19 protein-coding genes are annotated in these 21,316 nt (G+C 60.7%); 18 read left to right on the top strand and 1 reads right to left on the bottom strand.

Annotation, left to right across the window (positions count from 1 at the left end; all coding sequences use genetic code 11):
* The first annotated feature begins 13 nt into the window (after window positions 1–13).
* The 3 genes from ACS3WB_RS01240 to ACS3WB_RS01250 are packed head-to-tail and all read left to right on the top strand — an operon-like array spanning window position 14 to window position 5,515.
* Window positions 14–1,174: an MFS transporter gene (locus ACS3WB_RS01240; RefSeq protein WP_438273789.1), complete on the top strand. Its 1,161-nt coding sequence runs from the start codon at window positions 14–16 to the stop codon at window positions 1,172–1,174.
* Window positions 1,161–2,315, top strand: a complete 1,155-nt coding sequence (locus ACS3WB_RS01245; protein WP_438273790.1) for a multidrug transporter — start codon at window positions 1,161–1,163, stop codon at window positions 2,313–2,315. Before ACS3WB_RS01240 ends, ACS3WB_RS01245 begins: the two co-directional genes overlap by 14 nt.
* A gap of 2 nt (window positions 2,316–2,317) precedes the next feature.
* On the top strand, window positions 2,318–5,515 hold the full coding sequence (locus tag ACS3WB_RS01250) for an efflux RND transporter permease subunit (protein WP_009337981.1): 3,198 nt from the start codon (window positions 2,318–2,320) through the stop codon (window positions 5,513–5,515).
* Window positions 5,516–5,962: 447 nt separating this feature from the next.
* On the opposite strand, the gene ACS3WB_RS01255 is transcribed toward ACS3WB_RS01250, so the two are convergent.
* Window positions 5,963–8,374, bottom strand: a complete 2,412-nt coding sequence (locus ACS3WB_RS01255; protein ID WP_438273791.1) for a heavy metal translocating P-type ATPase — start codon at window positions 8,372–8,374, stop codon at window positions 5,963–5,965.
* 53 nt (window positions 8,375–8,427) lie between these two features.
* Between ACS3WB_RS01255 and ACS3WB_RS01260 the strand changes: the two genes are divergently transcribed.
* The 15 genes from ACS3WB_RS01260 to ACS3WB_RS01330 all read left to right on the top strand — a co-directional run bounded on the left by ACS3WB_RS01260 (window position 8,428) and on the right by ACS3WB_RS01330 (window position 21,278).
* Entirely contained in the window at window positions 8,428–8,703 is a 276-nt protein-coding gene (locus tag ACS3WB_RS01260; protein ID WP_009337977.1) for a metal-sensitive transcriptional regulator, read from the top strand.
* Between the two features lie 86 nt (window positions 8,704–8,789).
* The gene (locus tag ACS3WB_RS01265; protein ID WP_009337975.1) at window positions 8,790–9,266 is read left to right on the top strand and encodes a hypothetical protein; all 477 of its coding nucleotides are present in this window, start codon (window positions 8,790–8,792) and stop codon (window positions 9,264–9,266) included.
* A 79-nt stretch (window positions 9,267–9,345) separates the two neighbouring features.
* Window positions 9,346–9,645, top strand: coding sequence for a hypothetical protein (locus ACS3WB_RS01270; protein WP_438273792.1), 300 nt, complete (start codon window positions 9,346–9,348; stop codon window positions 9,643–9,645).
* A 9-nt stretch (window positions 9,646–9,654) separates the two neighbouring features.
* Window positions 9,655–11,112 carry a TolC family protein gene (locus tag ACS3WB_RS01275; protein ID WP_438273793.1) on the top strand — a complete coding sequence of 486 codons (1,458 nt, stop codon included), beginning with the start codon at window positions 9,655–9,657 and terminating at the stop codon, window positions 11,110–11,112.
* 11 nt (window positions 11,113–11,123) lie between these two features.
* Window positions 11,124–12,494, top strand: a complete 1,371-nt coding sequence (locus ACS3WB_RS01280; RefSeq protein ID WP_040298074.1) for a multicopper oxidase family protein — start codon at window positions 11,124–11,126, stop codon at window positions 12,492–12,494.
* Between the two features lie 46 nt (window positions 12,495–12,540).
* Window positions 12,541–13,023 (top strand): cupredoxin domain-containing protein, encoded by a 483-nt coding sequence (locus tag ACS3WB_RS01285; RefSeq protein WP_438273794.1) that lies wholly within the window; start codon window positions 12,541–12,543, stop codon window positions 13,021–13,023.
* Between the two features lie 16 nt (window positions 13,024–13,039).
* Window positions 13,040–14,125: a lipid II:glycine glycyltransferase FemX gene (locus ACS3WB_RS01290; protein ID WP_438273795.1), complete on the top strand. Its 1,086-nt coding sequence runs from the start codon at window positions 13,040–13,042 to the stop codon at window positions 14,123–14,125.
* A 12-nt stretch (window positions 14,126–14,137) separates the two neighbouring features.
* Entirely contained in the window at window positions 14,138–14,443 is a 306-nt protein-coding gene (locus ACS3WB_RS01295; RefSeq protein WP_009337964.1) for a copper-binding protein, read from the top strand.
* An 81-nt stretch (window positions 14,444–14,524) separates the two neighbouring features.
* Window positions 14,525–15,490 (top strand): FkbM family methyltransferase, encoded by a 966-nt coding sequence (locus tag ACS3WB_RS01300; protein ID WP_438273796.1) that lies wholly within the window; start codon window positions 14,525–14,527, stop codon window positions 15,488–15,490.
* 241 nt (window positions 15,491–15,731) lie between these two features.
* Complete coding sequence (locus tag ACS3WB_RS01305; protein WP_438273797.1) at window positions 15,732–16,958, top strand: OpgC family protein; 1,227 nt, start codon at window positions 15,732–15,734, stop codon at window positions 16,956–16,958.
* Window positions 16,959–17,108: 150 nt separating this feature from the next.
* A complete protein-coding gene (locus ACS3WB_RS01310) occupies window positions 17,109–18,962 on the top strand; it encodes a DUF4396 domain-containing protein (protein WP_009337958.1) in 1,854 nt (617 codons plus the stop codon).
* 32 nt (window positions 18,963–18,994) lie between these two features.
* Entirely contained in the window at window positions 18,995–19,360 is a 366-nt protein-coding gene (gene copC / locus ACS3WB_RS01315) for a copper homeostasis periplasmic binding protein CopC (protein WP_438273798.1), read from the top strand.
* Complete coding sequence (gene copD, locus ACS3WB_RS01320; RefSeq protein ID WP_009337953.1) at window positions 19,360–20,286, top strand: copper homeostasis membrane protein CopD; 927 nt, start codon at window positions 19,360–19,362, stop codon at window positions 20,284–20,286. Before copC ends, copD begins: the two co-directional genes overlap by 1 nt.
* Window positions 20,287–20,334: 48 nt before the next feature.
* Entirely contained in the window at window positions 20,335–20,808 is a 474-nt protein-coding gene (locus ACS3WB_RS01325; RefSeq protein ID WP_009337951.1) for a DUF411 domain-containing protein, read from the top strand.
* Window positions 20,809–20,924: 116 nt separating this feature from the next.
* Complete coding sequence (locus ACS3WB_RS01330) at window positions 20,925–21,278, top strand: hypothetical protein (RefSeq protein WP_009337949.1); 354 nt, start codon at window positions 20,925–20,927, stop codon at window positions 21,276–21,278.
* Window positions 21,279–21,316 lie beyond the last annotated feature (38 nt).

Raw genomic sequence — 21,316 nt, forward strand, 5'->3', positions numbered from 1 at the left:
CGGGTTCGTATCGATGTTCATGGATATCTCCTCCGAGATGATCCATGCGCTGCTGCCCGTGTATCTTGTCACCGTTCTTCGCGCTTCAACGCTCACCGTCGGGCTGATCGAGGGCCTCGCCGAAGCAACGGCAATGATCACTAAGGTCTTCAGCGGCGCTCTTTCCGACTGGCTGGGTCGCCGCAAACTGCTGGCGGCTATCGGCTACGGTCTCTCCGCCGTGACAAAGCCGATCTTTCCGCTCGCGACTACGATTGAGTGGGTTGTAGCCGCCCGTTTTCTTGACCGGGTAGGCAAGGGAGTACGCGGAGCGCCGCGCGATGCGCTTGTAGCTGATCTCGCGCCAGCCGGGCTACGCGGGGCAAGCTTCGGACTAAGACAATCGCTCGACACCATTGGCGCATTTCTCGGCCCACTCGCCGCGCTCGGGCTCATGCTACTCACCCGCGACAATTACGCGATGGTGTTTTGGATTGCGGTCGTCCCCGCGTTTTTCGCTCTCGCCCTGATGGTGTTTGGCGTCGCAGAGCAGGAGCGGGCCGCCGCCACCCTGGAAAAACCTAAGCCACGTTTCAGTGACGCTTGGCGACTATCGAGGCCGTTCTGGGCCGTAGTAGGAGTTGCCGTAGTGCTGACCCTGGCTCGGTTCAGCGAAGCGTTTTTGGTTTTAAGGGCACAGAACGTGGGCCCCGCAATCGCGATCGTGCCCGCCGTTATGGTGGTCATGAATATCGTTTACGCGCTCTCCGCTTATCCAGCCGGTGTGCTATCCGACCGGTTTGGACGCCAGGGCGTGCTGATCGTCGGGGTTAGTACGCTTGTTTTCGCCGATTTGATCCTTGCCTTCACGACATCGGTGCCAGTCCTTTTGGTGGGCGTGGTGTTTTGGGGTCTCCATATGGGCTTGACCCAGGGACTGCTCGCGACACTTGTCGCCGACACGGCGCCGGCCGAGTTGCGCGGAACAGCGTTTGGTGTGTTCAACCTCGCAAGCGGCATCGCCATGCTCATCGCTAGTGTCGTCGCAGGAGCTCTCTGGGACATCTATGGGCCGGTCGCGACTTTCCTCGCCGGCGCAGCCCTCACCGCCATGGCGCTCATCGGCCTCCTCGCCTTGCTGGCGCGATTTGCGGAGGGCAACAAACACGTCGGGAGCGAACATGGTCATGACTGATGATAAGGGCCTGGCTAGACATGTGCGCCGGTTCCTTCGGGGATTGATTGTGCTGGTGTTGATCGGAGCTCTTGGTGTGCTCCTCATCTGGGGCTTCATTGAAGGCCGCAGCGAAGCGACGGCGGAAGCCCAGCGCGAGCAGCCGGTTAAAGCCGCCGTCCATGTTACACACACGGACACTGGGCTGCCGACAATCACGCTGAGCTCGGATTTGCAAAAGCAGGCCGATATCGCGGTGAGGCGACCGAACACTGTGCCTTACCAGCGGCAGGTGCAGGGCTACGGCAGTGTTCTCGACCTACAGTCTTTCACGAATCTCAGCAACAAGATCGCCACTGCCAAAGGCCAGCTCGCCGTCGCTCAGGCAAAACTCAATGCGTCGCAGGCGGCATTTGAGCGAGCGCGAGTGCTGCATGGCAAGGGCGAAGCTATCTCGACGGCCCAGTTCCAGACCGCCGAAGCAACTTACCGGTCCGATGAGGCAAGCGCTCAGGCGGCGCAGGTGCAGACACAAAATGCATCGGCAAGTGCATATCAAGCGTGGGGTCCGTTGCTCGGCCGCTCGCTCGCGGACGGCACCGCACTAGCCCGCGATCTGATTCAACGAAGGAAAGTGTTGGTTCAGGTCACGCTTCCCGTGGGCGTATCGCTCGCGCAGCCGCCGCAGACGGCATTCATCGAAACCACCACCGGACAACGCGTCAGGATCGAGTTTGTCTCTTTGGCAACGCGTACCGATCCGAAAATTCAAGGAGTGAGCTTCTTCTACACCGCCGATGCGGCGAGCGAAGCACTGCCAGGCATGAACGTAATCGCGCTGCTCCCCGTCGGGCAGCCGACACCGGGGGTGGCTATTCCCGGCACGGCAGTGGTGTGGTTCCAGGGAAGCGCCTGGATCTATCTGCAGACCAAAGCCGATACGTTCACTCGGCGCGAGATCCCGACGGGGTTGCCGTCGCCGAACGGCGGCTATGTCGTACCTGTACTCCCAACCATGCTACGCCTAGAGCCGGACGCGCCTGCATCCGATGCGGATAGCGCCGCACAAGGCTTCCCCACAAATGAGTCACTGGTGGTGACGGGAGCGCAGGCGCTGCTGTCACAGGAATTCAGCGCTCAGATTCAGGTCGGGGGAGATTAAAAGTGGCCTCGTACACTGACTCTCGCCCCTCCGGCCTGCAAGCGGCCATCATCGCATTCTCCATCCGCTTCCGCGGCGTGGTCATCGCGCTCGGCTGCATGTTGTTCGGCTACGGCATCTTCAGTCTGCTTGGCGCTAAATACGATGTTTTTCCTGAGTTCGCCCCGCCCCAGGTCAGTATCCAGACGGAAGCACAGGGCCTGACGCCGGAACAGGTCGAGATGCTGGTCACCACGCCGATCGAGACCCAAATCAACGGCGTACCGGGAATTCAGAAACTGATCTCGACATCGATCCAAGGCATCTCCATCGTCAAGGTCTTCTTCGATCCGGGCAGCAACATCTATCTGGACCGACAGGTCGTGGCGGAACGCCTCGCCGTCGCCGCCCAACAGCTTCCGAAAGGGGTCAAGGCGCCGGCCATGACGCCGCTGACGTCGTCAACGGGGATCGTGCTGGTGGCAGGTCTTACCTCCAACACGCGTTCGCTGATGGATCTCAAGACCGTGGCGGAATGGACCATCCGCCCGCGGCTGCTCGCAGTGCCGGGTGTGGCCAATGTCTCCGTGTTTGGCAGCGACACGCGCTCTCTCCAAATCCAAGTTCGTCCCGACCAACTCGCGCGCTACCAGCTCGGGCTGAATGACGTGCTCGCGGCAGCCCAGAAGGCGACGGGCGTGCGCGGGGCGGGGTTTATCGATACGGCCAATCAGCGAATCGTCTTTCAGAGCGAAGGGCAATCGCTAACTCCCGACCAGCTCTCGCGCACCGTTTTGCTCTCCCAAGGAGCGGCCCGGGTAACGCTGGGCGATGTCGCCAAGGTGGTGGAGGCGCCCGAGCCGCCGATCGGCGCCGCCGCCATCGACGGCAAGCCCGGCGTCGTGATGAACGTCGAAGCGCAGTACGGGTCGAATACGGTGGAAGTGACGCGCGGGGTCGAAGCGGCCATCGCCGACCTAGCGCCGGGACTCAAGGCGCAAGCAATCGACCTCCACGAAAATCTCTTCCGTCCGGCGAATTTCATCAACACGGCAGTGAGCAACATCCGCAGCTCCATGTATATCGGCGGAGTCCTCGTCGTCATTGTCCTCACCCTCTTCCTCTTCGATTTGCGCACGGCGGTGATTGCGGTCGTAGCCATACCGCTTTCTCTGCTCGCGGGTATCATCGTTCTCGAAAGGCTTGGCGGCACGCTGAACACAATGACGCTGGGCGGCCTCGCGATTGCCGTCGGCGTGGTGGTCGACGACGCCGTGATTGGGGTCGAGAATATCGTTCGGCGTTTGCGCGAAAACCGGCAACTTCCCGATCCACGCTCTGCCGCCCGTGTCGTCCTCGACGCCACTTTCGAAGTCCGGAGTCCCGTCGTCTACGCCACGTTCGCAGTGCTCCTCGTATTCGTGCCGATCCTTCTGCTGCCCGGCATTTCCGGCGCGCTGTTTGCGCCGCTCGGGATCAGCTATAGCCTGGCGGTGCTGGCCTCTCTCGCCGTCGCCTTGACCATCGTGCCGGCGTTGAGCATGGCCCTGCTGGCGCGGCGTGCTAAGGCGGACGAGCCTCCGGTCGTTCGCTGGTCTCGCGCACGTTATGAAGCGCTGCTGCTGCGCATATCGAACCGGCCGCGCGTGGTCATCGCCTTGGCGGCAGCCTTCACCATTATTGGCTGCGCCACCTTGCCGCTGTTCGGCGCGAGCTTCATTCCCGAATTGAAGGAAGGCCATTTCATCATCCACATGTCGGCGGTGCCCGGCACGTCGATTGAGCGATCCTTGGCGATCGGCGCGCGTGTGTCGGCGGCGCTCCGAAATATCCCGGCGGTACGGTCGGTGGCGCAGCGGGTGGGCCGTGCGGAGCTTGCCGGCGATGTATACGGCACGCACTACAGCGAATTCGAGGTGGACCTCAAACCTAGCCTCTCGGGAGACGAGCAGGAGGGCGTGCAGGCAAAAATCCGGCAAGCACTGGCAGGCTTCGTTGGGGTGAATTTTTCGGTCAAGACCTTCTTGAGCGAACGGATCGAGGAGACCCTCTCAGGCTACACAGCCGCGGTAGCGGTAAACATCTTTGGTAACGATCTCGATGGCATCGACCGGAAAGCGCAGGAGGTCGCGCGTGCGCTCAACGGAATGAGGGGAGTCACGGAAGTCACGGTACAGTCACCTCCGGGCATGCCGCAATTGACGATCAGCCTGCGCAAGGCCGCGCTGGTCCGTTGGGGCTTTGATCCAACCGAGGTGCTGGACGCGGTGCGGACAGCCTATGCCGGCGATACCGTCGGACAAACGTACCAAGGCAATCAGGTCTTCAACGTAATGCTGATCCTCGACGCCAAGGATCGCAAAAGCGTCAGCGACATAGGCGACCTCCCGCTGCGGGCTCCTGACGGCATGCTCGTCCTTCTCAAAGAGGTCGCTGATATATACGAAGCGAGCGGCCGCTATCAGATTATGCACCAAGGCGGACAGCGGATGGCGAGCGTAACCTTCAATGTTGCCGGCGGATCGACCGCCGCTGTCGTGCGGGCAGCACGTGCCAGCATTGCATCTCAAGTCAAGCTGCCGGCCGGCACCTACATCCAGTTTTCCGGTAGCGCTCAGGCGCAGGCTCAGGCGCAGAGCGATCTGATCCTGAATTCCGTCATCGCCGGCATCGCCATTGTGCTACTATTGTCCATTGTTACGCGCGGCTGGCGCAACCTTGTTCTCGTTCTGATTAATCTGCCGTTCGCCCTCGTCGGCGGCGTCCTAGCGGTTTTCGGCACCGGCGGCCTGCTGACGCTCGGCTCAATGATCGGATTCGTGACCGTATTCGGAATAACGGTGCGCAACTCGATCCTGATTATCTCCCATTACGAGCATCTGGTTGAGGCTGAAGGTATGAGTTGGGGGCTGGCGACCGCAATCAAGGGCGCCGGTGATCGGCTGACGCCCATTCTGATGACCACACTGGTGACCGGGCTTGGGCTTCTGCCATTGGCGATTGGCAGTGGCGCACCGGGGCGGGAGATCGAGGGGCCAATGGCCATCGTCATTCTCGGCGGGCTCCTGACCTCAATGGTTTTGAACCTGCTTGTTCTGCCGACGCTGGCATTGCGCTTCGGGCGGTTCGAGCCGGCGATCGACGAACTCACCGCTTATCATCCCGAGCCTGCCAATGTTATACAGAATGTCCTTCCGCGCGGTGAACCGGGAGTAGGATGACGCAATAGCGACCGAGTGCTGTATGCAGCGGCAAGGTTTGAACCTACGACCTTCGGATTATCAATATCAAGCGGCCTTGAAGTAATGACTGCTCGTCGCAGGGCCAATCGCGGTACGCCGAAGATGGGAAAATCCGACACAGTGGCGATACGGCGAAGAGCAAGATCGCTTGCCTCAAATTGGTGCGCGGTAAAGTGTTGGCACTGAATCGAAAAATGGCGCGCTATTTCCGAACAAAACCGGGCAGTGTCGTTGCCAACGCCTGGAGTTTGGGAATGCGCCAAACGCCCTGGGGTGTTATCAACCCGAACTCGGTCAACTGCCCTCGCAACGTCTCCCAGAGGACAGATATGATCAGGGCTCGGATATGAACATCTTGAGGCTCGATCATCTTTCAAACTCAGCGGGTACTCAATCGCAGGTCCGCCAAGTTCGAACAGCCACACCTCACAAGTTTATGGACTTCAACCGGAGCGCATTGCCCACGACGCTGACTGAAGATAGCGCCATCGCCGCCGCGGCGATGATCGGCGACAGCAACAGTCCGAACGTCGGATAGAGCACGCCGGCGGCAATCGGTATTCCGGCGGCGTTGTAGATGAACGCGAAGAACAGGTTCTGCCGGATGTTGCTCATCGTCGCTTCGGAGAGACGGCGGACGCGAACGATTCCCATCAAGTCGCCCTTGAGAAGTGTTGCGCCCGCGCTTTCCATCGCGACGTCGGTGCCGGTGCCCATCGCGATCCCGACTTCGGCCGCGGCAAGGGCAGGGGCGTCGTTGACGCCGTCGCCGGCCATTGCGACGACGCGACCGGACTTCTGCAGCTTGCTCACGACGGCGCTCTTCTGGTCGGGCAGCACTTCCGCCTCGACCTCCGAGATGCCGAGCCGTTTCGCGACCGCATTCGCCGTCGTCCTGTTGTCGCCGGTCAACATAATGACCTTGATGCCGTCCGCTGCCAGCGCCTTCAAGGCATCGGGCGTGGATTGCTTCACTGGATCGGCGATTGCAAAGAGGCCCGCCAATTGTCCATCGAGTGCGATATTGATCACGGTTGCACCTTCACCGCGCAGGATTTCGGCTTGTGGCTCCAATGTTTGTGTCTCGACACCTAACGATTTCAAATAGGCCGTATTGCCAAGCAAGACAGATTTGCCGTCCACCCTGCCGGTCACACCTTTGCCTGTTGGCGAGTCGAATTCCTCTACATTGATCAATGTCAGATTGCGCTCTTTCGCCGCCCGTACAACGGCATCAGCCAGCGGATGCTCGCTGGCGCGCTCGACGCTCGCGGCGAGGCGGAGCAGATCGTCCTCCCGAAATCCCGCGACGGAAACGATAGAGACGACCTTTGGCTTGCCTTCGGTGAGCGTTCCCGTTTTATCGACCACCAGCGTATCGACCTTTTCCAGACGCTCCAGCGCTTCAGCATTTTTGATCAACACGCCCGCATGGGCGCCGCGTCCCACGCCGACCATGATCGACATCGGCGTCGCCAACCCGAGGGCACAAGGACAGGCAATGATCAGCACGCTGACAGCCGCCACCAGACCGAACGCCAGACGCGGTTCGGGCCCGAAAATCCACCAGGCGGCGAAGGCGACAAGCGCCGCGACGATGACGGTTGGAACGAACCACCCGGCAACCTGATCCGCGAGCCGCTGAATCGGCGCGCGCGAGCGCTGCGCCTGCGCCACCATCTGCACGATCTGCGACAACATGGTATCGCGCCCAACCTTCTCGGCCCGCATCACGAAGCTACCGGATTGATTCAGGGTGCCTGCGATGACCTTGGCGTCGGTCTCTTTGGTGACGGGCATCGATTCTCCCGTCACCAGGGATTCATCGAGCGATGAGCGCCCCTCAAGAATAATGCCGTCGACCGGCACCTTTTCGCCGGGACGGACGCGCAACCTGTCACCCACGTTCAGGCTGTCGAGCGGGACTTCATGATCCGTGCCGTCCTCGGTGACGAGACGCGCGGTCTTCGGTGCGAGATCGAGCAAGGCCTTGATCGCGCCCGACGTTGCTTCGCGGGCACGCAATTCGAGCACTTGACCCAGCAGTACCAGGACGGTGATCACCGCCGCCGCTTCGAAATAGACGGCAACGGCACCATCGTGTCCGCGAAACGCGGGCGGAAAGACCTGCGGGGCGACGGTGGCGACGACGCTGTAGACGTAAGCGACGCCAGTCCCCATCGCGATCAGGGTGAACATGTTGAGGTTGCGGGTCACCAGCGACTGCCAGCCGCGCACGAAGAATGGCCAACCCGCCCAGATCACGACCGGTGTCGCCGAGACGAGTTGAATCCAGTTCGACAGGGTTTGGTCGACCCAGCCGTGGCCGCCGACCAAATGCCCGCCCATCTCGAGGATGACTGCGGGCAGCGCCAGCACGAGGCCGATCCAGAACCGTCGGGTCATGTCCGCCACTTCGGGATTCGGTGCGGCGTCCAGCGTTGCCACTTCGGGCTCCAGAGCCATTCCGCAGATCGGGCAGTTGCCGGGCCCGATCTGCCTGATTTCCGGATGCATCGGGCATGTGTAAACGGTGCCTTCCGGAACAGGCTCCTTCGGCGCGGCCTTGGACTTATCGAGGTAGGTTTCAGGAGCGGCCGCGAACTTCGTGCGACAGCCTGCCGAACAGAAATGGTAGGTGCGGCCTTGGTAATCGAACCGGTGCTTGCTCGTCGCCGGGTCGACGGTCATCCCGCAAACCGGGTCGAGGACTTTCCCCTTTTCCGCGGGAGGTTGATGATGCTCGTGATTGCCGTGGGCCTGGCCGCCATGCTGGTGAGTTGCCATCGAGGAGGGGGCCGGCTGGCCCGTGGAACTTGCGTTTCGCGACCTGGTCATTTAGGCCTCCTCATTGACTTGTAACAGGTACCCGGTAGGGGTATATAAATCGAATGCGAAAAGACATCAAGACGTCATGCCAGAAACGCCTCAGCCGAATTGAGGGGCAGGTGCGCGGCCTCGCCAAGATGGTGGAGGAGGACCGCTACTGCATCGATATCGTAACGCAGATCTCCGCCGTTCGTGCCGCCCTGCGCCGCGTCGAGGAAGAGGTGTTGAAGGACCATGTCGCCCACTGCGTCGAGCATGCGATTGCGAGCGGCGACAAGGCGGATCAGCGCCGCAAGATCGCGGAATTGATGGCGGTGGTCGGACGGGCGGAACGATGAACCTCTCGGTTCCATCTTGGCGGCGCGCGATTTCGCAGTTATGATTCCGAATCCGAGTACAGCAAATCGAAAGCATTGACGCATTGATGTTGGTCGGACTTACCAGGACGCAACGGGTTAAGGCAGGGTGGCTCATCGCCTTGGCCTATCTGTTTTGCGTGTTGGCGCCGACGCTGTCCTTCGCATTGCCCGGCAGTCAGGCCGCGCCCTATTGCCTGACTGACGAGGATCACGTGCCAGCCATGCTCCACGTGCACCAGGAAGGCATGATGCACGTCCACAACGACGGACATGCCCATCATCATTCCGGCGTCCAGACCCACGCGGATTCATCCGCAGATCATGATGTGAAGCCGGTCGCGTTGAAGAGCGATTCCGGTCCGGCAAAGGCGCCGCATGCGGCGGATGGAAAGTGCTGCGGCCTGATGTGCGTCACCGCGCTTCCTGCAACCCTCGTCGCGGTGGCAAAGCCGTCGGTGCCGAGCGCCGTCCGGATATCCGACGTCCATCGGAAACTGGCGGACAACGCGCCTCCGCGGCTTTATCGCCCCCCAAATTCCTGACCTGACAACAGCATGACGCGGTGCCGTGCCTGTGAGGGGTGCGCACGCCTGTGGTCCATCGTCAGTTCAGGGGATTTTTATGTCAGCGCAGATTGGGGCGATCGTCGCCGCCGTTGGTTCGGTGGCGCGCGGAATATTTGGAAGAAAACTTGGGGCATTCGCAGGGGTGGCTTTGGCGGCCATGACGCTCGGCGGCTGCGCGGTACCGTTGGTGCCGCTCGTCGGCGCAGATCCCGCCGATCCCGGAGCGAAGGTTGCGGGCGTCGGCTACCGGTCGACCCTCGCCCCTTACACCAGCCTTCGCCCGACGACGCCTTCCAACTGGAAGAAGCAGAACCAGCGCGTCACCCCGTCACCGAACTCCAGCCACGAGCATTAGGAGCACGTCATGAAAATTATCCGTGGCGTGCTGCCGCATCAGAGCTTCCTCAGAAGCAATCGGTCGGCGCTGGTGCTCACCGCTTCCCTTCTTCTTTCCGGTTGTGCGACGTTCTCGCCGGATCGGGGAATGGGCGTCGTCGCCGATGTCGCCGATCATACGATTAAGAAGGACGTGGTCGCGATCCGCTCCGTGGACGAGGCACAGCGTGCGAACGATGACGTCACGCGGCTGCTGCGCCGGGCGCTCACCGTCGACACCGCCGTCCAGGTCGCGCTGCTTAACAACCGCGGCTTGCAGGCCACTTACAATGAATTGGCGTTGGCGGAAGCCGATCGTGTCCAGGAAAGCCTTCTGCCCAATCCGACCTTCTCGATTTCGAGAATCGCAGGCGGCGGTGTGGTCGAGATCCAGCGCCAGGTTGTCGGCGACATTCTGGCACTGGCGACGCTGCCGTTCCGCTCCGAGATCGCGAAGCAGCGTTTCCGGCAGGCACAGCTTCGCGCCGCGCTGGAAACACTCCGTCTTGCCGCCGACGTCAGACGTGCTTACTACCGCGCAGTTGCCGCCAATGAATTGGTCGGATTTCTCAGCCGCGCCAAGGCCACCGCCGAATCCATCGCGCAATTGTCGAAGAACCTTGGCCAGACCGGATCGATGAACAAACTCGATCAGGCGCGTGAGCAGGTCTTCTATGCGGAAACCACAGCGGACCTTGCGACGGTGCGTCAGGAAGCGACCAGTTCGCGCGAAGCTCTGGCACGGCTGTTGGGGCTGTGGGACGGCGATCTCAATTTCAAGCTGCCGAGCCATCTGGCGGCTTTGCCGCCGCGTCCGCAGACCTTGCCACGCATCGAAGTCGACGCCGTTGAACACCGTATCGATCTACAGATCGCCCGTATCGAACTGGTTGCTTTGGCAAAAGCGCTCAATCTGACGGAAGCGAGCCGTTTCGTCACGCTGCTCGATGTTGCGGGAATTTCGAAGACCACCAGGAACCCCGATGGCTCCCGGTTCCGCGAACGCGGCTTCGACATCCAGTTCCAGATCCCGATCTTCGACGGCGGCGAGGTCCGGGTGCGGCAAGCGAGCGAGACCTACAACCAGGCCTTCAATCGTCTGACCGAGAAGGCGATCAACGTGCGCTCGGAAGCGCGTGACGCGTACCGGACGTATCGATCGAGCTATGAGATCGCCCGGCAGTACGAGCGCGAGGTTCTGCCGCTCCGGAAGATTATCACCGAAGAGATGCAACTGCGCTTTTCGAGCATGCAGGTGGACGTGTTCACACTGTTGACGGAAGCGCGGCAGCGCACCGCCTCATTGCGCGCGGCGATCGAAGCCAAGCGCAGCTTCTGGCTCGCCCAATCCGACCTGCAGACCGCCGTCAACGGCGGCGGCTCGGGAGAAACACCAACGAAGTCCAGTCCGACGACGACCGCCCAGGCCGGCGGCGGAGGCAATTGATGGAGACCAACATGCTATCGCGAAGAGGATTTTTGGGAACGGCCGCGCTGGTCGGCGCGAGCGCCGTCAGCGGTCGCGTGCAGGCGGCGAACATTCCGGAAGCGCCGATCATGGACAAGGTGACGATGCAGCCGCCGCTGCATCCCACCAGCGGTCCGGATTACCGCCCGGTCGTGACCCTCAACGGCTGGTCACTGCCCTGGCGGATGAATGGCGACTGGAAGGAATTCCATCTCGTCGCGGAGCCCGTGGTGCGAGAGTTCGCCGACGGTATGAAGGCGTATCTGTGGGGTTACAATGGCCAGGCGCCGGGCCCGACGATCGAGGCCGTCGAAGGCGACAAGGTCCGCATCTTCGTCACCAACAAGCTGCCCGAGCATACGACCGTGCATTGGCACGGCATGATCGTGCCGAACGGCATGGACGGCGTCGGTGGTCTCAATCAGCCGCATATCAAGCCCGGCAAGACCTTCGTCTACGAGTTCGAGATGAAGAACAGTGGGACGTTCATGTACCACCCGCACTCCGACGAAATGGTGCAGATGGCAATGGGCATGATGGGCATGGTCATTGTGCACCCGCGCGACCCGTCGTTCCGTCCGGTCGATCGCGACTTCGTCTTCATCATGAGCACCTACGACATCGACCCCGGGACCTATCTGCCGAAGGTCAACGAGATGACCAACTTCAACATGTGGACGTTCAACAGCCGCGTGTTTCCGGGCATCGATCCGCTGCCGGTGCGGCTCGGCGACAGGGTACGGGTCCGGATCGGCAATCTCACCATGACCAACCATCCGATTCACCTGCATGGACACCACTTTGCAGTGACCTGCACCGACGGCGGCTGGATTCCGGAAAGCGCTCAGAGGCCGGAGACCACGACGGACGTTCCGGTCGGTGCGGTTCGGGCGTTCGATGTGTTGGCCGACAACCCGGGGGACTGGGCACTGCATTGCCACAAGTCGCACCACACCATGAACGCCATGGGCCACGACATGCGCAACATGATCGGCGTCTCGAAGAAGGATCTGGCGAAAGCGGTCGGCAAGCTGGCGCCAGACGCCATGGTGATGGGATCGACGGGCATGGCGATGGGCGAGATGGAAATGCCTGCGCCGGACAACACGCTGCCGATGATGACGGGCTCGGGACAATTCGGGCCGATCGAGATGGGCGGGATGTTCACGGTGATGAAGATCCGCGAAGGCATGGCCCGCGACGATTACAGCGATCCCGGGCCCTACAAGAACCCGCCTGGCACCGTCGCATATGAAGTCGATGCTCCGGCCGCGGAGCCGGTCCGACCGCAGAACGGCAAAGACGATGCGGGCGCTGCAAAGATGAAAGGCATGAAAGGCATGAAGATGAAGGGGATGTGAGTGCGACGTTCAGACCGAATGTTTCACCGAACGAAGGAGACGCGACATGAAAGAACTGCATCGAACTGGCGTCGCATTATTTGCAACACTGATCTTGGCGGCGCCGGCATGGGCCGGGGCAGGGCCTGCCGGACATCAGGACGACACGTTTTCGGCTGGTGAGCCGGGCGAGGCGAATAAACCAGCACGGATCGTTCAAGTGACGATGGGCGAAGCCGATGGCAAGATGACGTTCACGCCGAACAAGATCGAGGTCAAAAAAGGCGAGCAGATCAAGTTCATGCTGCGCAACAACGGCGAACTCGACCACGAGTTCATTCTCGCGACCACGGCCGAAAATCTCAAGCATGCCGAGTCGATGAAGAAAAATCCCGACATGGAGCATGATGATCCGAACGGCAAGCGCCTGGCGCCGAAGAAGACCGGCGAGATCGTGTGGAAGTTCACGAAGCGCGGCACGTTTGAATATTCCTGCCTGATCCCCGGTCACCGCGAAGCGGGAATGATCGGTACGGTCGAGGTCAAGTAATCCGATGACGTTTGCAATGCAGGGGGCCATAAGCGAACGCCAGATCGACTGCGTGCCGGACGACGGCTGGCACGCAGCGATGGGCGCGTTTGCCGACGTCCACTACGAACAGACCGCGATTTACGGCTCCGGACAACGGGGCGAACGATCCAGCCATATTCTTCTGCGACGCGAGAGCGTTCCCGTCGCAGGCGCCCGGATCGGTCTCTATCTCGTGCCTTATCTCGGCCGCGGCATGGCGCTCGTGCGCTTCGCGCCGTTCTGGCGCCCCTTCGACGTTGCCCCCGACCCGGAGCATTACCGGACAGCAGTGGGGGCGTTGGTGGATGAATACTGCCGACGACGAAAGCTTTACCTCGTCCTTCGTCCGCGACCGCATCCGGACTTCTATCCGATCGAAGCGAAAATCCTGACCGAGATGGGCCTCGCGGGCTCCGCGTCATCGATGCTTGACCGCTACTTCGTCGACGCATCGCTCGACGAGGCCGAGCAGCAGAAGAGCCTGGATCAGCGATGGCGCTACAATCTCCGCAAAGGCCTTGCGCATGGTCTCGACGTTCGCATCGGTGACGCTCCGGCCGACATCAAGACGTTTCAGGACATCTATGCCGAGATGGTTCGGCGTAAGAACCTGAACTATCCGGGCGTCGACCTGCCTGCATCCATTCCGGACCTGATGGAGCTTCCGGAACGAATGAAGATGCGCATCGCGCTAGCGCATCATGAGGGAAGGCCGATCGGCGGCATCGCCTTCAGCGTGGTGGGCGATCTCGCCTATTACGTTTTCGGAGCGACCAGCGACGAGGCGACGGCGCTCAACGCCGGATACGTCCTGCAATGGCACGTCATGCGTTGGCTGCGGGAACACGCGAAGGTGCGTTGGTACGAACTCGGCGGTCCCGGTGATCCGGGAATCCGGCAATTCAAAAAGGGACTCGCGGGCAAACGAGGCGTTCTGCTTGCCGTCCGGGAATTTCACTACTGCCCCGACGTGACCGCGCGCGTGGTCGTGGGAGGACTGTTCGCCCTCCGCGACGCGCGCAACAGGATCCAGCGCTGGCAGCGTGAAAGAAGGCCTTCCGAGGGAAGGCGCAGTAACTGAAGAGGAATGAAAATGAAAAACCGCAACTTCATGGCGGGAATTCTTGCGATCTCTTTCGCTTTGTCGTCCGCCGCTGTAATGGCGCAGGCCGACATGGCCAAGGGTGAAGTCAAGAAGATCGACGAGTCCGCTGGCAAGATCACCTTGAAGCACGGACCGATCAAGAACCTCGACATGGACGAGGACGGCATGACGATGGTGTTCCGCGTCCAGGACCCAGCGATGCTCAAACAGGTCAAGGTCGGCGACAAGGTGCAATTCAAGGCCGAACGGGCAACGGCTGGCATCACCGTCACCAAGATCGAGAAGCAGAAATAGCACCCGGATTTCCGACGCCGTCGGCCTCAGGTTTGGCGGCGTCGGATGTGGCGGAGCAGGAGTTTTAGGATGGAGGGATCGTTGCGTCGTAACAATGGGGCCGATGCAGAGTTTTTCTACGACCGTCAGAGCGGCAGCCTGAGTGGGGCAAGCCTGGTCGACCAAATGGCGGTCTACGCACTGCAGGTCGGCTTCGTCGTTACGCGGCCCTTCGGTCACCGCGGTTACGGATGGGGCTGCGACGGGGTTTCCTGCGCCGTCGCGCAACGCGACATCGTCGTTGGATTAAATGCAGATGCCCGATTTGCCATTCCGTTTTGCGACCGGTACTGGAGCCGAATTCTCAACGGTCGGTACGACTACGAAGAAGAGATCGAGGCGTTTCTGAAGAGCGTCGCCGACATCAGGTACACCTTCGTCGATTGCGGGGCCAATTTCGGCTACTGGTCGGCTCTCGCATCGAGCGAGCCATTCGGTCGCCAGACCGTCCTGGCGATCGAAGCCTCACCCGATAACGCCGCGCGGCTCGCATTGAACGCCGGACTGAATGGCAACCGGTATTGCTGCGTGAACGCGGCCATCGGCGGCAGCACAGGCGGATTCGTGCGTATCGCGGGACGACGACACGAGGCATTTTCCACCTATGCGGTTGCGGATGACGATCACGGAGCGGTGAGACGCGTCTCGCTCGACGGCCTACTCGGCAGCGTCCTCGATGCAGAGGCTCCGACGGTCATCAAGCTGGATGTCGAAGGCGTTGAGATCGAAGCAATCGAAGGAGCTAAGACCTTGTTGTCCGGAGATTCGCTTGTGATCTGCGAGGATCACGGCTCGGATCGGGCGCACGGTGTTTCGCATCATTTGATGAATGAAGCCGGGTTGAGGCTCTACATCTTCGACCCCGCCGCTTGTCGTTTCGTTCGCGTCGAAGGTCCGGCGGTGCTGGATCGCGTGAAGCGATATCGTTGGGTCGGCTACAACGTGTTCGCCACGCGAAGCCCGGTTTGGGAAGACCGATTGCAGTCTGCGCAATGGATTCGCCGATGACCGAGGGCGACATGCGGCGCGATCCGAATGCAGGTTCGCTCGGCGGAGGCACCGCCGAAGGCCATGGAGCGGAGCGTCCGCCGGGCCATGATACCGTGGCATCCCGAACTTCCTCATGTCGGCGGAAGCCTCCTTTTCAGATTGAACTTGCAATGACTGATTGGACAGCCCGTTCCGGAAGGCTCGCCCCAAGGCGAGCGGCCGAGTCAGCAGGGAACATTGGAAGACTGGAAGGATGACGATGAGTCTGCCTAGACAGGATCGGGGTCCGGCGCGGCGCTCGCAAAGCGCATCCGTTCGGGCGGAAAAGCCGATCGCTGGGGAACGCAGATCATCATCCTTGGGGCGCGACCTGCGGCTGGATCTGTTCCGCGGACTGGCGAATTGGGCGATCTTCCTGGACCACATTCCGAATAACGCGGTTGCCTGGGCGACCACGAGAAACTACGGCTTCAGCGACGCCGCGGACGTCTTCGTGTTCATTTCCGGTTACACCGCCGCCTTCATCTATGCACGCAGGATGGCCGCGCAGGGATACCTCGCGGGGATGGCCTTGCTGATCCGCCGCGTGTGGCAACTCTATGTGGCGCATGTTCTGTTGTTCGTGTTCTACGCCGCGGCCATCGGGTATGTGGCGCAAAGCTACGGACATTCCCACCTGCTTGACGAATTCAACGTGGCCGGACTGATCCAGCAGCCGGTAGCGACTCTCACACACGGCCTCCTTCTCAAGTTCAAGCCGCTCAATCTAGACGTCCTACCTTTGTACATCGTGCTGATGGCGGGCTTTGCCCCGTTGCTGATGCTGATGATGCGGGCCCCGGACGCGGCGCTGACTGCTGCAACCGCGGTCTATTTGCTGGCGCGCCATTTCGGCTGGAATTTTCCTGCCTATCCAGCGGGCGGCTGGTACTTCAATCCGTTCACATGGCAGCTTCCGTTCACGATGGGAGCATGGGCGGCGTTGGGCGGTGCCGCCCGGGCGCAGGCGTTGGCTCGGTCCCGAATTGTCCTGATTGCGAGCGTGGCATTCGTGGTTTTCGCATTCGTCGTTACGGTCGGCGCTCGCCTCGGTCTATCGACGTCGCTGTCGCCCGTGTTCGATGTCCTTAGTGAGAAAACAAATCTTGCTCCCTACAGGATCCTTCATTTTCTGGCGCTTGCGGTGATCGTGGTTCGTGTCGTTCCGCGAGACTGGAACGGCCTTCGTTCGAGGCTGGCGCGTCCGATCATCGTATGCGGTCAGAGGTCGCTGGAGGTGTTCTGCATAGGAATTTTCCTGTCGTTCGTCGGGCATTTCATTCTGGAGATGTATTCGGACCGTCTGCTTACCCAAATCGGGGTGAGTGTTGGCGGACTTCTGCTGATGACGGCCGTCGCGCTCTATCGGACGTGGTCCCGAACTCTTGACGTGCGTTCCCCCAAGGCGCCGGTCACGCGCGGCAATCAGCCGAAAAAGGGAGAATGAATGATGCACCCACCGGTCATCACGGTTTGCGACGTGGGCGGCCTTCTTCGGAAAGAACGATGAGGCAGCTCGGGCGTCAAAAAGACAACCGGAAACACGCCTGTGGTCGATGGTCCGCATGTTCAGCGATTGGGTTTGAGCGAGGTCTCCATGATTGCCCTTCCATATGACTACTTCTTGATCGCCTGGTTCGTCCTCGCGGCCGCCTCCACGGCGTACGTTGCGTTCGATCAATTCAATGGCAACCCTGAACCGGTGGTGATGAAGTGGGGCTTCATTCTAGTCACGCTCTATATGGGGCCATTCGGTCTGCTGCTCTACGTACTGGCAGATAAGGAGCCGCGCCCCGGTGAGCACGAACGGTTCACAGCGCCGCTTTGGAAACAAGGGATCGGAAGCACTATCCACTGTGTCGCTGGCGACGCCACCGGGATTATTCTAGCGGCGGTCGTGACGGCATCGCTCGGACTGCCGATGTGGATCGACCTGATCGTCGAATATATCGCCGGGTTTTCGTTCGGGCTTTTCATCTTCCAGTCGCTCTTCATGAAAAAGATGATGGGCGGCACCTACTGGGAAAACGTGCGCAAGAGCTTCATGCCCGAATTAATCAGCATGAATGCCATGATGGCGGGAATGGCGCCAACGATGAGCTTGTTGATGATGGGCCGCGATATGCGCGCCATGGATCCGCTGGAATTGGTTTTCTGGGGCGTGATGTCGCTCGGTGTCATGGTTGGGTTTACGACGGCGTACCCGTTCAACGTCTGGATGGTGAAGAAGAAGGTCAAACACGGCCTGATGACCGTTCGGTCCAATGATGACGCAAAAGCCCACGATGACCACACAAACAAGCCGGCCATGGAGAAGATGGCCCACGGCAGCGACCATCAGATGGGAGGCGACGCAACCACCCCGCAGTTGGTGGCGCTCGCCGGCGTGACGGGGTTTCTCCTGATATCCGGAATGGTCATTCCCGGCTTTTCCGTGAACCTCAGTCTCAGCGCCCGCGACGTCGATGCCTCCATCATGCCGCCGGGTATGATCAACACGTTCGATCTTCCCGGTGAGGCCATGAGGGACATGGCCGCTGTGAAGCCGCGACAGGTTACCTATATTGCCCCGCCCGACGCAAAGGGCGACCAGGTGCTGCAACCGCGGATCGAGAACGGCGTCAAAGTGTTTGACTTGGAAGCGTCCGTCATTCGCTGGAACATTCTTCCCGACGAAGCCGTCGATGCTTACGCCTACAATCATCAGGTGCCGGGGCCCCGGTTACAGATGACCGAGGGCGATCACGTCCGCATCAACTTTCACAACAATCTCCCGGAATCCACGACCGTGCATTGGCACGGCCTGATAGTGCCGAACAAAATGGATGGCCCGGCGAAGATCACCCAGGATCCGGTGCCTCCAGGCGGTTCCTACACCTACGAATTCACGGTCGGGCAAAGCGGTACGTATTTTTACCACAGCCACGACCACCCGGACCGGCAGCAGGCGCTCGGGCTCTACGGCGCATTGCTGATTGCGCCCAAGGATCCATTGACCGAAGTGAAAGCCGATCTGGATTACACGATCCAGTTGCAGGAATGGCTGAAACGCGAATGGCTGACCTATCCCGCCATGTCGATGGAAGGAGCGATGCCGAACTACTTCACCATTAACGGCAAGGCCTATCCTTCGACCGACACGATTGCAATGAAGGTCGGGCAAACCATCAAGCTGCGGTTCATCGGCACCAACAATAACTTCATTCATCCCATGCATGTCCACGGCGGCCCGTTCGAGGTCGTCGCGGTCGATGGCGTGACGTTGAACGAAAGCGCGCGTTATCAGGCGGACACCGTCAACGTCGGCCCAGGCCAACGCTATGACGTCATATGGACCGCCCGCAAGCCGGGCAAATGGCTCGTGCATTGTCACATCCCGCATCACACCGCGAACAACAATGTCGAGCAGCAGGGCGGCGGAGGCCTGATGCTCGTTCTCGACGTGAAATGAAATTCCACTTTACATCCAGACGGGAAGAACAGATGTCGAAGACTTCAACGGCTATCATTGCATTGATCGCAGCAATCTTTTCCGGCGGGGCAGCCGTCGCTCACCCGCAGCTTCAAACGTCCGACCCTGCCGCGGGTGCGGCAACGGTGCCGCCCAAGGAAATCAGGATCACCTTCAATGAAGGCGTCATCCCGCAATTTTCAGGGATCGAGATCAAGGACAAGGCGGGACGCAAGATCGCCACTGGAAAGTCCACGATCGATCCGGCCGACAAGAAGCGCTTGGTGGTCCCCGTCAAGGAAGACATGGCTCCCGGTGACTACAAGGTCGAATGGCGCGCCGTCTCGGACGACACCCATCGCGTCAGGGGCTCCTATTCATTTCGCGTGACCCGCTGATGATCGAGGTCGGACTTATCATCGCGCGGTTCCTGCACTATCTGGCGACAACGGCCCTCGCGGGGCTGTCGTTGTTTCCACTCTATGCATACGCGGGAGCCGAACCGGACGTCTTGGGTCGTTGGCGGCAAGGGTGGCTTTTGTGGACCGCCGTTGCGGCGCTGTTCAGCGGCCTAGGCTGGTTTGCGTTTGCGGCCGCGAATATGAGCGGCAGCATGGCCGATCTCGTCGATGCAGAGACAGTATGGGCGATCCTCCATGACACGGGTTTCGGTGCCGTTTGGACGTCGCGCATGCTCCTTGCGGCCCTCACGGTTGGCGTGGCGGCATGGGGCCTTCGTGCGGCGCATCGCCAGAACTGGATGATGCCGCTCCTCGCCGCAATCCTTTTGGCGTCGTTGGCCGGGACGGGTCACACCCAAATTGAGGAAGGCTGGGCTGGCGTCATGCACACTGTTGCCGATGCCATACACCTTCTCGCCGCCGGAGTCTGGCTCGGTGGTCTCATTCCATTGGCGTTGATCCTGCATCGCTATCTCGGGACGGACCTGAATGTTGGACCGAACGACATGGATCGAATCCTGATGCGGTTTTCCGGCATGGGATATCTTGCGGTCGCCGCGTTGATCGGGTCGGGCCTCGTCAACGGCTGGTTTTTGGTCGGATCGCCGTCCGGGTTGCTGGACACGCCGTACGGCCAAATCCTTCTCGGGAAGCTTGCCTTGTTCGGTGGAATGCTGGCGCTCGCGGTCGCGAACCGGTTCTGGCTCGTTCCATCGATGGGCAGGATTCGAGCGGATGCGGTTGAGGGATTGACGAGGTCGTCCGCAAGGCTGCGCAATCATGTGCTCGGAGAGCAGGTCTTGGGATGGATGGTTCTTCTGGCGGTCAGCATCCTCGGTACGATGCAGCCGGCCGTCGGGTAGTGACAATGGAATTACGTGAAGGATGATCCGCTTGGAAGGAGTCTCAAGATGAACACAGGTAACGTATCGCGGCGGAGCGCACTGGGAATTGTCGCGGCGGCATTGATTGCTCCGACGGTTTCCGAGGCTGTAGAGAGCACCATCATCCGTGTTCACAAGGATCCGAGTTGCGGTTGCTGCTCGGGGTGGGTGCGCCATCTGGAAGTGGCAGGATTTAACGTCACAGTTCAGGAAGAGAGAAACCTTCAGAATATCCGGAAGCGCTTGGGCGTCCCGACCGATCTGGCCGCATGCCATACGGCAGAAGCGGGCGGGTACATCATCGAGGGACATGTTCCGGTGGCGGCCATTCAGCGCTTGCTGAAGGAGCGTCCCGTTGCGACGGGCGTGGCCGTGCCGGGAATGCCAATGGGGTCGCCCGGCATGGAGGGCGGCACGCCCGAACGATATGCCGTCGTTCTGTTCGGGCCGGATGGTCGACGTACCTACATGGAGTTTGAGGGGACGCGGTCGGTCGGCTAAAGCAGATCGATTTCATTAACCAGTTCGGCTTCTGCATTTTGCATACTGATCCGTCGTTGCCGAATATGTGAAGGATTCCCACTTTTCCGGTTCCAGAGGTCGTGTCAGGGTAGAGTATGGATATTCGCCATCTCATAGGTCGGGTGCTTGCGGTCGTCGCGATCGTAGGGCTCGTCGCAGCGCCGCTGGTATCGCCAGCCGCCGAGATAGGGCCGTCCAACGTCGCGATGTCCGACATGGCGTCGATGGCCGGCGACATGCCATGCTGCCCGGACACGCAAAAGAAGAATGACTGCAAGGATTGCCCGCTACTTGCGATTTGCGCAGTGAAGAATTTGGCGTCGCATCCCGCTGTCGAGGCGATTGTCGTGCGTGTAGCTCGGCATCACCAAATCGCGCTCCATGATGATCTCATGAGCGACGGGCTCGATCGTCCACCGCCCGACCATCCTCCTCGAACCCTGGTCTGATCGGCGCATCAGCGCCGTTCGATACCGCGCGGTCGAAT

The sequence above is a fragment of the Nitrobacter sp. genome, from assembly GCF_051535215.1.
Classification (GTDB): Bacteria; Pseudomonadota; Alphaproteobacteria; order Rhizobiales; family Xanthobacteraceae; genus Nitrobacter.

Coding starts and splice junctions, on each gene's coding strand:
- ACS3WB_RS01295 (WP_009337964.1), top strand. CDS start 14,138: ATGAAAAACCGCAACTTCATGGCGGGAATTCTTGCGATCTCTTTCGCT.
- ACS3WB_RS01240 (WP_438273789.1), top strand. CDS start 14: ATGTTCATGGATATCTCCTCCGAGATGATCCATGCGCTGCTGCCCGTG.
- ACS3WB_RS01325 (WP_009337951.1), top strand. CDS start 20,335: ATGAACACAGGTAACGTATCGCGGCGGAGCGCACTGGGAATTGTCGCG.
- ACS3WB_RS01310 (WP_009337958.1), top strand. CDS start 17,109: ATGATTGCCCTTCCATATGACTACTTCTTGATCGCCTGGTTCGTCCTC.
- ACS3WB_RS01270 (WP_438273792.1), top strand. CDS start 9,346: ATGTCAGCGCAGATTGGGGCGATCGTCGCCGCCGTTGGTTCGGTGGCG.
- ACS3WB_RS01260 (WP_009337977.1), top strand. CDS start 8,428: ATGCGAAAAGACATCAAGACGTCATGCCAGAAACGCCTCAGCCGAATT.
- ACS3WB_RS01330 (WP_009337949.1), top strand. CDS start 20,925: ATGGATATTCGCCATCTCATAGGTCGGGTGCTTGCGGTCGTCGCGATC.
- ACS3WB_RS01275 (WP_438273793.1), top strand. CDS start 9,655: ATGAAAATTATCCGTGGCGTGCTGCCGCATCAGAGCTTCCTCAGAAGC.
- ACS3WB_RS01265 (WP_009337975.1), top strand. CDS start 8,790: ATGTTGGTCGGACTTACCAGGACGCAACGGGTTAAGGCAGGGTGGCTC.
- ACS3WB_RS01305 (WP_438273797.1), top strand. CDS start 15,732: ATGAGTCTGCCTAGACAGGATCGGGGTCCGGCGCGGCGCTCGCAAAGC.
- ACS3WB_RS01280 (WP_040298074.1), top strand. CDS start 11,124: ATGCTATCGCGAAGAGGATTTTTGGGAACGGCCGCGCTGGTCGGCGCG.
- ACS3WB_RS01285 (WP_438273794.1), top strand. CDS start 12,541: ATGAAAGAACTGCATCGAACTGGCGTCGCATTATTTGCAACACTGATC.
- copC (WP_438273798.1), top strand. CDS start 18,995: ATGTCGAAGACTTCAACGGCTATCATTGCATTGATCGCAGCAATCTTT.
- copD (WP_009337953.1), top strand. CDS start 19,360: ATGATCGAGGTCGGACTTATCATCGCGCGGTTCCTGCACTATCTGGCG.
- ACS3WB_RS01255 (WP_438273791.1), bottom strand. CDS start 8,374: ATGACCAGGTCGCGAAACGCAAGTTCCACGGGCCAGCCGGCCCCCTCC.
- ACS3WB_RS01290 (WP_438273795.1), top strand. CDS start 13,040: ATGCAGGGGGCCATAAGCGAACGCCAGATCGACTGCGTGCCGGACGAC.
- ACS3WB_RS01245 (WP_438273790.1), top strand. CDS start 1,161: ATGGTCATGACTGATGATAAGGGCCTGGCTAGACATGTGCGCCGGTTC.